The sequence below is a fragment of the Curtobacterium flaccumfaciens genome (genome assembly GCF_051548005.1).
Lineage (GTDB): Bacteria > Actinomycetota > Actinomycetes > Actinomycetales > Microbacteriaceae > Curtobacterium.
In genome coordinates this window covers 1-10,933 of record NZ_JBPUGH010000114.1, presented here as the reverse complement: position 1 = coordinate 10,933, position 10,933 = coordinate 1, and the positions used below count along the sequence as shown (strand labels likewise).

Annotated in this window: 9 protein-coding genes; 1 reads left to right on the top strand and 8 read right to left on the bottom strand. The window is 71.6% G+C overall.

All coding sequences use genetic code 11. The features are described from left to right. Positions 1 to 74 precede the first annotated feature (74 nt). From trmD to aroA, 8 genes are all read right to left on the bottom strand, one after another. Positions 75 to 788, bottom strand: a complete 714-nt coding sequence (gene trmD, locus ACSW7Y_RS12870; protein ID WP_438126668.1) for a tRNA (guanosine(37)-N1)-methyltransferase TrmD — start codon at positions 786 to 788, stop codon at positions 75 to 77. Positions 789 to 793: 5 nt separating this feature from the next. Further along, positions 794 to 1,339: a ribosome maturation factor RimM gene (gene rimM / locus ACSW7Y_RS12865; RefSeq protein WP_438126667.1), complete on the bottom strand. Its 546-nt coding sequence runs from the start codon at positions 1,337 to 1,339 to the stop codon at positions 794 to 796. 19 nt (positions 1,340 to 1,358) lie between these two features. Next, the gene (locus ACSW7Y_RS12860; protein ID WP_438126666.1) at positions 1,359 to 1,595 is read right to left on the bottom strand and encodes an RNA-binding protein; all 237 of its coding nucleotides are present in this window, start codon (positions 1,593 to 1,595) and stop codon (positions 1,359 to 1,361) included. Between the two features lie 4 nt (positions 1,596 to 1,599). After that, the gene (rpsP, locus tag ACSW7Y_RS12855) at positions 1,600 to 2,022 is read right to left on the bottom strand and encodes a 30S ribosomal protein S16 (protein WP_402742054.1); all 423 of its coding nucleotides are present in this window, start codon (positions 2,020 to 2,022) and stop codon (positions 1,600 to 1,602) included. A gap of 143 nt (positions 2,023 to 2,165) precedes the next feature. Next, complete coding sequence (locus tag ACSW7Y_RS12850; RefSeq protein ID WP_438126665.1) at positions 2,166 to 4,271, bottom strand: FAD-dependent oxidoreductase; 2,106 nt, start codon at positions 4,269 to 4,271, stop codon at positions 2,166 to 2,168. Positions 4,272 to 4,275: 4 nt separating this feature from the next. Then, on the bottom strand, positions 4,276 to 5,151 hold the full coding sequence (locus ACSW7Y_RS12845; protein WP_438126664.1) for an SDR family oxidoreductase: 876 nt from the start codon (positions 5,149 to 5,151) through the stop codon (positions 4,276 to 4,278). 91 nt (positions 5,152 to 5,242) lie between these two features. Continuing rightward, positions 5,243 to 6,403, bottom strand: a complete 1,161-nt coding sequence (locus tag ACSW7Y_RS12840) for an acyl-CoA dehydrogenase family protein (protein ID WP_438126663.1) — start codon at positions 6,401 to 6,403, stop codon at positions 5,243 to 5,245. Positions 6,404 to 6,408: 5 nt separating this feature from the next. Further along, positions 6,409 to 9,633, bottom strand: a complete 3,225-nt coding sequence (aroA, locus tag ACSW7Y_RS12835; protein ID WP_438126662.1) for a 3-phosphoshikimate 1-carboxyvinyltransferase — start codon at positions 9,631 to 9,633, stop codon at positions 6,409 to 6,411. A gap of 125 nt (positions 9,634 to 9,758) precedes the next feature. On the opposite strand from aroA, the gene ACSW7Y_RS12830 reads away from it, so the two are divergent. Continuing rightward, entirely contained in the window at positions 9,759 to 10,889 is a 1,131-nt protein-coding gene (locus ACSW7Y_RS12830) for a glutamate--cysteine ligase (RefSeq protein WP_438126661.1), read from the top strand. Positions 10,890 to 10,933: the final 44 nt, after the last annotated feature.

Below are 10,933 nucleotides of genomic sequence, written 5' to 3'. Positions count from 1 at the left end.
AACGCCACCAGGAGACAGCCTGGAGGCACGGTGCGGGCCCGCCCCGCGCCTCCAGGCCGGGAGGGCGGAGCCGGCTACTCCGCGCCGCGCAGCTCGGCGGGGTCCTGCAGCAGGTCCGGCCGCACGCGCCGCGTGCGCTCCACCTGCTGCTCGTGCCGCCACGCGGCGACACGGGCGTGGTGCCCGCTGAGCAGGACGTCGGGCACGTCGAGACCGCGCCACGACGAGGGCTTGGTGTACGAGGGGTACTCGAGCAGGCCGTCCTCGTGGGACTCCTCGACGAGCGACTCGGGGTTGCCGACGACGCCGGGGACGAGTCGCCCGACGGCCTCGATCATCGCCATCGCCGCGACCTCGCCGCCGTTCAGCACGTAGTCCCCGAGGGAGAGCTCGACGACGGCCGCCCGGGTCGACGCCCACTCGAAGACGCGGGCGTCGATGCCCTCGTACCGCCCACAGGCGAACACGAGGTGCTCCGACGTCGACGCGAGGGACCGTGCGATCGACTGCGTGAACGGGGTGCCGGCGGGGGTGGGGACCACGAGCGTCGACGAGCCGTCCTCGCGGAACAGCGACTCGAGCGCCTGGGCCCACGGCTCGGGCTTCATGACCATGCCCGCTCCCCCGCCGTACGGGGTGTCGTCGACCGTGCGGTGCCGGTCCGTCGTCCACGCGCGGAGGTCGTGGACGTGCAGGTCGAGCAGCCCGTCGACGCGCGCCTTGCCGAGCAGGGACACGTCGAGCACCGAGAAGAACTCGGGGAAGATCGTGACGATGTCGATGCGCACGCGGACTAGTCCGTGACCGTCTCGGGGCGCGAGGTGTCCTCGGGGTCCTCGAAGAGTCCGGTCGGCGGGGTCACCGTCACGGTGCCGGCGGCGATGTCGACCGCGGGCACGATGGCCGAGACGAACGGGACGAGCACCTCGCCGCGGTCTGGCGTGTCGATGGCGAGGAGGTCCTGCGCCGGCAGGTGGTCGACCCGTGCGACGGTGCCGACCTCGACGTCGTCGCGGAGCACGCGGAGTCCGACCAACTGGTGGTCGTACCAGGCGTCGTCCTCGCCGGTCTCGGCGTCGGTGTCCTGCTCGACCCAGAGGATCGCCCGCGCGAGGGTCTCAGCGGCGGTGCGGTCCTCGATGCCCTCGAAGAAGGCGACCGGGTGGCCGTTGTACCAGCGGAGTTCGTCCAGCGTGATGGTCTTGCCCGACCACGGGGAGTCCTCCGGGACCTGGAGCGTGAACGTCGCTCCCGACGTGAACCGACGATCCGGGTCGTCGGTGTAGAGCTCGAGCTTGATGCCGCCCTTGAGCCCGTGCGCCTTCGTGATGCGACCCACCCGGAGCTGGGTCGTCTCCCTAGGAATCGGTGTCGACCACGTCGACCCGCACCCGCTTGCCGTCGGCGAGAGCCGAGACGAGGGTGCGGAGCGCCTTTGCGGTCCGTCCGGCGCGACCGATCACGCGGCCGAGGTCCTCGGGGTGCACACGCACCTCGAGGACCTCGTCCCGCGCGGAGGTGGAACTGGCGACGCGCACGTCGTCCGGGTGATCGACGATCCCCTTGACGAGGTGCGTCAGCGCGGATTCGAGCAAGGAATTACGCCTCGGTCGTCTCGGCTGCGTCGTCGGCCGGAGTCTCGTCAGCAGCGGCCGGGGCCTCCGCCTTCTTCTCCGACTTCGGCTTGAGGACGGCCTTCTTGGCCGTGTCCGCGACGAAGGCCTGCTTCGGCTCGCGGGCCTTGACCTTCGACTCGGTGTCCTTCTCGCCCTTGAACTTGGCCCAGTCACCGGTGAGCTTCAGCAGCGCGGCGACCTGCTCCGACGGCTGCGCGCCGACGGAGAGCCAGTACTGCGCACGCTCGGAGTCGATCTCGATGAACGAGGGCTCCTCGGTGGGGTGGTACTTGCCGATCTCCTCGATCGCGCGACCGTCGCGCTTGGTGCGCGAGTCGGCGACGACGACACGGTAGTACGGCGCACGGATCTTACCGAGACGCTTGAGACGGATCTTGACAGCCACAAATGCTCCTGTTGCGTGTTGTTGTGGTTGAACCGGACCGCGGGCGTGGGGGCACACACGGTGGAAGCTCGATGGAAAGCGTGGACTGCTGGATAGAGGGTCGAGCAGCCACGATTCGACCGTTCATTGTTGCAGATTCCGCGTCAGGGCGCGAGTCGACGCACCGCTTCGAGTGCCTCGCTCGTCGCGCGGACGGCGTCGACGCTCCGGGCGTCGCGTGCACCACCGACCACCTCGCACGGGGTCCCCGCGGAACGCAGGCCCTCGACGAGCTCGTCCGCACCGCTCCGGCGCTCCTGTCCGGCGCACACCACGACGGTGTCCGCCGGGACCGCCCGTTCGACGCCGTCCTCGTCCCGGATCCACAGCGCGCCGGGCTCGATGCGGAGGTACTCCTGCACGCCGCCGACCATCCGGACCCCGGCGTCGCGGAGCCTCCCGATCGCCACCCAGCGGGACGTGATGCCGATGCCGGTGCCGAACTTGCCGCTGCGGCGCAGCACGGTCACCTGGTGCCCCGGACGCAGCACGCGGTCCGCCACCGGGATCCGCTGCGGGACGTCCCCGACGACCTCGTCGCTGACGTCGACGTCCCAGCGCCGCCCGAACTCCGCCGCTCGGGACGCCTCGTCCGGCGACTCGACGAGGAACGCCGCGGTGTCGACGCCGATCCCGCCACCGCCGATGATCGCCACGGAGCCCGCCGGCACGCCCTCCCGGAGCGCCCGCTCGTACGACACGACGTGCGGCAGCGATGCTCCGGGGACGTCGATCCCACGCGGCACGACCCCCGCGGCCACGACGACCGCGTCGCTGCCGGCGAGGTCGTCGACGGTGACCGCACGACCGAGGTGCACGGTGGCCCCGCGTTCGGCGAGCTCGGCCCGCGCGGCACGGACGGTCGCGGCGTAGTCCTCCTTGCCGGGCACGAGCGAGGCCAGCTCGAACTGCCCGCCGAGCCGGTCGGACGCTTCCCAGAGCGTCACGGCGTGGCCGCGCCGTGCGGCGTCGACCGCGGCGGCGAGTCCGGCCGGCCCGCCGCCGACCACGTCGACGCGCTTCGGGGCGTCGCTCGGGCGCAGCGGGAAGGCGAGTTCGCGGCCCGCGCGGGGGTTGACCAGGCAGGAGACCGGCGCACCGACGATCGATCGGTCGAGGCACGCCTGGTTGCAGCCGATGCAGGTGTTCACGAGGTCGTAGGCCCCGGCGAGCGAGCGGTCCACGATGGCGGGGTCGGCGAGGAACGGGCGCGCGAGGGCGACGGCGTCGACCAGACCGTCGGCGAGCACGGCCTCACCGTCGCGGAGGTCCGTCATCCGGTTGGACGCGATCACCCGGACGTCCGGGTACGACGAGGACCGGACGACCCCGGCGATGCGCTCCGCGTAGGAGAGCCACGCCCCGTGCGGCACCGCTGCCTGCACGGTCGGGGTGCGGGACTCGTGCCACCCGATGCCGACCGAGATCCCGTCGAGCCCGACGGGCAACAGCTCGTGCACGAGCGCGTCCACCTCGTCGTCGGTCGTCGAACCCGGCATGAGGTCGGCGCCGGACAGCCGGATCGTCACCGCGAGCTCGGGGACCGCCGCACGGACGGCCCGGACCACCTCCACCGCGAAGCGCCGCCGCCGCCCCGGCGACCCACCCCACTCGTCGTCGCGCAGGTTCGTCAGCGGCGACTGGAACTGGTTGACGAGGTACCCCTCGGACGCCATGATCTCGACGCCGTCGAAGCCGATGTCCCGCGCCGACCGGGCGGCCGCGGCGAAGTCCTCGATCGTGCGCTCGACCTCGGCGCCCGTCAGCTCCCCGGGGACGACACCCCGCGCAGCGGCCCACGGCAGTGCCGACGGTGCCACGGCCCGCTGGGGCCGTCCGTGGCGGTCGACCATGCCGCCGACCAGCGCGTAGCGACCGGCGTGGAAGAGCTGCGCGAGCACCGCGCCGCCGGCGGCGTGCACGGCGTCGACCGCGACGCGGAAGCGCTCGTCGGCCCCGTCGACGCCGAAGACGGCGAAGTCCGGCCCGCCGCGGGCCTCGTCGCTCACCGCGATGCCGCCCGTCACGATGAGCGCCGCACCGCCGGTCGCCCGCTCGCGGTAGAACGCCGCCATGCCGGCACCGCCGTCGTCGTGCACCTCGAGTCCGGTGTGCATCGACCCCATGACCACCCGGTTGCGGAGGGTCAGCGGTCCCAGGGTCCACGGCGACGAGACGACGGCGAGGTCGGGCATGGCGACGGTGCTCATGCCCCTACTCTGCCGTGTCGGCGGCCGCAGCCGCAGCAGCGGACGCCGGGTCGGCGGGCGCGGCCGGGGGCAGGACCGCGTCCCGGAGCGGCGACGTCGTGTCCGCCCAGTACGGCGGCGCGATGACGGTGAGCCCGCCGTCGACCGAGAGCGTCTGGCCCGTGATGTACGACGCCCGCTCGGACAGCAGGAAGTCGATCGCGTCCGCCATGTCGTCGGCGGTGCCCGGGCGCTGGAGCGGGAGCTTCTCGAGGACCGACGACATCGGCGCCATCCCCGGCACGGAACCGTAGAAGTAGTCGAGCGAGTCGGTGTCGATGAGACCGCCGTTCACCGCGTTCACCGTGATCTGCCGGGGGCCGAACTCGACCGCCATGTACTTCGTGTACGCCTCCGTCATGGCCTTCGCGGCGCCGAGCGCGGCGTAGGTCGGGAACGCCCGGAGCGACCCGTACGAGGTGACGACGACGATCCGCCCACCCCGGTCCATGAGTCCGGCGGCGCGCTGCGCACCGAGCACGAACGAGCGCGCGTTGGTCGCGTAGCTGCGGTCGAGGTGGTGCAGCTTCAGGTCCGCGACGGGCTTGAACGCGCTCGCCGCGGCGTTCGCGACGAACATGTCGAGCCGGCCGTAGGTGTCGCGGACGACGTCGAACAGCGCGTCGATCGACTCCGGCTGCTCGATGTCGACCTGCGCGGTGATGCCGTCGCCGCCGGCCGCGCGGACGTCGGCCAGCGACTCCTCGGCGAGGTCGGCGTTGCCCTTGTACGTCACCACGACGGTGACGCCGCGCTGGCCGAGCTTCTGCGCGAGGAGGCGGCCGATGCCGCGGGAGGCGCCCGTGATGAGGGCGATGGGAGCGGTCGTGCTGTCGGTCACTGCGGTCCTTGTCGTTGCGTTGGGTGCGTGGGATCGGACGGGAGGCCCGTGGCGGGGCCGCCACGGGCCTCCCGTCCGCTGCTGGGTCGCGTCAGAACCCGGCCTGGCCGGTCACGACGGCGCGGCCGACGACCAGCTTCTGGATCTCGTTGGTGCCCTCCTCGAAGCGCTGCGCGCGCGCGTCGCGGTAGACGCGCTCGATCGCGTTGCGCTTCCAGTAGCCCTGGCCGCCGTGCACCTGGAGTGCCTTGTCGGTGACCCGGGCGAGCATGTCGACCGCGACCATCTTCGAGGCGCTGGACAGCGTGCCGGCGTCGGGACGGCCCTCCTCGTAGGCGCGGGCTGCCTCGAGCACGAGGGCGCGGGCGGAGGCGATGTCGGCGTAGTTCTCGGCCAGGTAGAACTGGATCGCCTGTCGGCTCGAGAGCTTCTTGCCGAAGGTCTCCCGTTCGTTCGCGTACGCGACCGCGAGTTCGTTCGCCCGCTCGGCGAGGCCGACGGCACTCATCGCGACCGACACACGGCTCGGCAGGAGGAACCCGCCGAGCGCGACCTCGAGGCCTTGCCCTTCCTCGCCGAGGCGGGCGGAGGCCGGGATCGGGGTCTCGGTGAACCGGAGGATCGCGTGGTCGGTGCCGCGGATGCCCATGGTGTCCGAGTCGTCGATCACCTCGGCGCCGGGCAGCCCGGAGTTGGGCATCAGGAACGCGATCGTGCCGTCCTGGCCGGAGGTGCCCTCGAGCCGCGCGGCGATGAGCCAGTAGTCGCAACGCACCCCGAACGTGATGAGGTGCTTCTCGCCGTTCATCACGTAGGTGTCGCCCTCACGGCGGACGGTCGTGCGGAGGTCCGCGCCGGTGCCCGCCGTGGCCTCGGTGAGCGTGAAGGCGACGAGCTTCTCGCCCGCCACGCTCGGCTTGACGACCTCCTCGATCTGCTCCGGGGTCGCGTACGGCGCCATCGCCCGCCAGGTGCCGTTGATGACGTGCACGAGCATGCGGATCGAGGCGTGCGAGCGCGAGATGATCTCCATCACCTCGAGGTACCTCGAGAACGGGATGCCTGCGCCACCGAGCTCGGGCGGGGCGGCGAGGCTGAGCCAGCCGCGCTCCTTGAGCTCCTGGAACAGCTCGGGGGCGACCCCGCCGGTGCGCTCGATCTCCTCGGCCCACTCCTCGCCACGGCCGCGGACCCACTCGGTCACCTCGGCCTTGAGCTGCTGGAAGTCCTGCTCGGTTCCGGTCTCCGTCACCAGGGTCATCGTGTCCCGTCCTCCTTCGTCGTCGCGTCGGACGCGACCCGTCCCGCCGCGTCCGTCGCGACGAGCTCCGCCGCGCGCTCGCGCAGCACGTTCTTCTGCACCTTGCCGACCGCGTTGCGCGGCAGCTCGTCGATGTACTCGAGCCGCTCCGGCCAGTAGTACTTGCTCACACCGGCGTCGTCGAGGTACCGCTGCAACGCCCGGTGGTCGAGCCGCTCCCCCGCAGCCGGCACCACGAAGGCGCAGGCACGCTCGCCGAGCCGCTCGTCGGGCATCGCCACGATCGCGACGTCCGTGACGAGCGGGTGCTGGTAGAGCAGGTTCTCGATCTCCACGACCGGGATCTTCTCGCCACCGCGGTTGATGACGTCCTTGACGCGCCCGGTGATCGAGAGGAAGCCCTTCTCGTCGACCGTCGCGAGGTCGCCGGTGCGGTACCAGCCGTCCTCCGTGAAGACGTCGTCGGTGAGGTCCGGACGGTCGAGGTAGCCGTCGAACATCGTCGGCGAGTGCAGCTCGAAGTTGCCCTCGGTGCCGGCGGCGAGCTCGTGGCCCTCGTCGTCGACGATGCGGATCCGGATCCCCGGGAGCGCCCGGCCGTCGTGACCGTACGCGTCGGCCGGGTCGTCGGACGGGCTGGACAGTGCGCCGAGGCAGGTCTCGCTCGTGCCGAACGCCCCGAGGATCGCGCTCCCGAGCACCGTGCTCGCCCGCTGCGCCAACGCTCGCGGGACCGCAGCGCCGGTCGGGACGAAGACGCGCAGGCTCTCCGGTGCGGGAGCACCGCGCTCGACGAGGTCGACGAGGTCGGTCAGGAACGGTGTCGCGCACTGCACGAACGACGCCTTCGCGACGCCGAACGCCTGCTCCAGCGCGACCCGGCCGTCCCACACGGGCTGGATGACCTGCGGCGCGCCGAGCCGGAACGCGAGCAGCATCCCGTAGAGGAAGCCGGTCTGGTGCGCGAGCGGCGAGGGGATGTAGATCCGGTCGTCGGCGGTGAGCCCGGACTGCGCGACGTGCATCGCGGTCGCGAGGCCGAGCGTCCGGTGCGGGTGCTGCACGCCCTTCGGCTCCCCGGTGGTGCCGGACGTGAAGAGCAGCTGGCAGACGTCGTCCGGGCCCGGCGCGCGGGAACGGATCTGGTCGACGTCCACGTGCACCGACCCCAGCGCCGCGTCGAACCACCGCCAGTTCCAGTCGCTCGCGGCGACCCGCTCGGCAGCATCCGCCGGCAGGGGCGCCTGGTCGTTCGGCACGTCACCCTGGCCGCGGGCCTCGGCACGGAGGACGACGACGTGCTCGACCGACAGCCGACGGCGCTGCGCCCGAGCCTCGTCGACGACGTCGAGGAGTTCGAGCGCGGGCCGGCGCTTGCGGAACACGTTCGGCAGGAACACCACGCGGGCCTTCGACCGGGCGAGCGTCATGGTCGTCTCTCGGGGACCGAAGACGGGCATGATCGGGGTCGCGACGGCACCGATCTGGATCGCGCCGAGCGTGATGGAGACGAACTCGCGCCAGTTCGGCAGCTGCATGGCGACGGATTCACCCCGCCGGACACCGAGCTCGAGCAGGAGCGCCGAGACCCGGTCGGCCTCGTCCTGCAGCTGCTTCCAGGTGGTCTCGACGGGGGCCGTGCCGCCCACCTCGACGACCGCGAGGCCGTCAGGGTCCTGCTCGGACAGCGCCCGGACGCGCTCGCTGAGGACGAGCGGGTCGGCGTCCACCCCGGCGAGCGCGGGAGCGTCGGGGGACGTCGCGAGCGCTGCGTCCGGGGATTCCGGCGCGGCGGGCGTCCCGGTGTCCTCGCCGAGGTCGGTCGGCTCGGACGTGGCGGCGTCCATCCGGTCGTCCCGGTCGGCGCGGGCGAGCAGGGCGTCACCGACCTCCATGTCGAGCCCGACGCCGTTCATCGCCTCGAGGAAGGTCGGGTACGAGATGCGGTAGGCGCGCGGGTACGTCAGGGAGCTGGCCCCCTCGGCCTTCGACGCGGCGACGGCGAGGGACATGAGCACGCGGTGGTCGTTGAAGGACGACATCGGCGAGCCGTGCAGTCCGCCGGGCCGGACCCCGGTCACGCGGAGCTCGTCGGTCCCCTGCTCCGCACGGCCGCCCATGCGGTTGAGCTGGAGCATCGCGGCGACGCGGTCGGACTCCTTCAGCCGGATGTGCGCCACGTTCCAGAGACGGGTCGTGCCCTCGGCGAAGGTCGCCATCGTGGACAGGACGGGCAGGAGGTCCGGGATCGGTCGACAGTCGATGTCGAGCGCCCGGAGCGGCGAACCGTCGTGCTGGATCCGGACGAACCCGGTCGCCTCGTCGATCCGCATCGGCACCCCCATCGCGGTCGCGAGGTCGAGGAACTCGCTCTCCGGGTGGTCGGTCCCCGCCGTGGTGGTCGTCGTCATGCCGCGGAGCAGCAGGTCCGACTCGCGGATGCCCGCGGCCGCGATCCCGAAGGCGGCGGAACCGATGTCCGGCGGGATGACGTAGTCGTGCGGTGTCGCCTGCTGCCCGGCCGGCACCCGGTACTCGAGCCAGTCGTCGGACACCTCGACGGTGAGCCCGAACTCGCGCATCATCCGGACGGTCAGCTCGACGTAGGGCTGCTCGTTCAGCCGACCGCCCGTGATGTGGATCCGGGTCTCCTGCTCGGCGAAGGGCGCGACGAGGAGCAGTCCGGAGATCCACTGCGAGAGCGTGCCGGCGATCGAGACGTCTCCGCCTCGTGGTCGCCTCGGCTGGACCGTGACCGGCGGGCAGTCGTTCGTCGCCTCGAGCTCGATGCCCATCTGCGTGAGCGAGGTCAGCAGCGCCCCGATCGGTCGGCGCTGGAAGTACTTCATGCCGACGAGCGTCATCGGGCGGTCGGCCAGCGAGGCGAGCCCGGTCATGAAGTACAGCGTCGTCCCGGACGACCCCATGTTGAGGATGCCGTCCGCGCCGCGCGAGCCGTGGTCGACGACGTCCGTCGCCGCGTAGCGACCGCCGAGGCCGGTGACGTGGTACTCGTCCCCACGACGTTTGACGTCGACGCCGAGGGCCCGGAGCGTGCCGACGGTCCATTCGACCTGCCGGGTGGAACTGATGCCGGAGACGATGCTCGTCCCCTTCGCGAGTGATGCCAGCACCAGCGCTCGGTGCGCGTGGTACTTGGAGACCGGCACGTCGATCTCCCCGACGAGTGGTGCGGACGAACCGCGCACGACCAACTGCATGCGGACCTCTTCCCTGTGAGCGATTCCACGGTAGTACCGTGATGGAACAACTTGGTGGAGCGAGGTGCACGATCGGTGACGGCGTTCCTTGTGCATGTCCGACAACCGACCGGCAGGATGGCCGCATGGACATCCGCTTCACAGAGTCCCACCCGTCGACCATCGGTGTCGAGTGGGAACTCCCCCTGGTCGACCGGGACACCGGCGATCTCACCCCCCGGGCCCCGGCGGTGATCAGGGCGGTGCAGGAGCGGCTCGGTGACCCGGACAAGGTCACCGAGGAGCTCCTGACGAACACGGTCGAGGTGGTCACCGGCGTGCACACCACCGTCGAGGGCGCCACGTCCGAGCTCTCCGGGATCATCGCCGAGGTGATCGACGCCGCCGAACCCCTGGACGCGCAGGTCATGTGCTCCGGCACGCATCCGTTCGCGCTGTGGGACCAGCAGGAGATCACGGCGGACAGCGAGCACTACACCACGCTCATCGACCGCACGCGCTGGTGGGGACGGCAGATGCTCATCTGGGGCGTGCACGTGCACGTCGGGATCGACGACCGCGACAAGGCCGTGCCGATCATGAACGCGATGCTCGCGTACGTGCCGCACCTGCAGGCGTTCACCGCGTCGAGCCCGTTCTGGGCCGGCACCGACACCGGCTACGCCTCGAACCGTGCCCTCATGTTCCAGCAGTTGCCGACCGGTGGGCTGCCGCCGGGCATCGACGACTGGGGCGGCTTCGAGACGGTCGTCGACGACCTCACCAAGACCGGCGTGATCGACGGGTTCAAGGACCTCCGCTGGGACATCCGCCCCTCACCGGGCTGGGGCACCCTCGAGAACCGCGTGTCCGACGGCATCTCGACCCTGCACGAGGTCGGCGCGGTCACCGCGTTCGTCCAGTGCCTCGTCACCGCCTTGTCCGATCGGCTCGACCGCGGCGAGGTCCTGCCGTCGATGCAGCCGTGGTTCATCCGCGAGAACAAGTGGCGGGCGGCCCGGTACGGCATGGAGGCGGAGATCATCACCAACGCCGCCGGCGACGAACGACTCGTCACCGTCGAGGTGCACGACCTCGTCCAGCGGCTCGACCCGATCGCGGAGCGGCTCGGCTGCCAGCAGGAGCTGCACCACCTCGACACGATGATCGAGCAGGGGGCGTCCTACCAGCGGCAGCTCCAGGTGGCGCAGGAGAACGGCGGAGACCTCCGCGCCGTCGTCCGCCACCTGGTCACCGAGCTGCGCGACTCGCTCTAGTCGCCACCAGACGAACGGACGGGAGGCACGGTGCCAGCTGGCAC

What these genes read in the sequence shown, in the direction of transcription:
- ACSW7Y_RS12850 (WP_438126665.1), bottom strand. Translation starts at nt 4,271, where the DNA reads ATGAGCACCGTCGCCATGCCCGACCTCGCCGTCGTCTCGTCGCCGTGG.
- aroA (WP_438126662.1), bottom strand. Translation starts at nt 9,633, where the DNA reads ATGCAGTTGGTCGTGCGCGGTTCGTCCGCACCACTCGTCGGGGAGATC.
- ACSW7Y_RS12830 (WP_438126661.1), top strand. Translation starts at nt 9,759, where the DNA reads ATGGACATCCGCTTCACAGAGTCCCACCCGTCGACCATCGGTGTCGAG.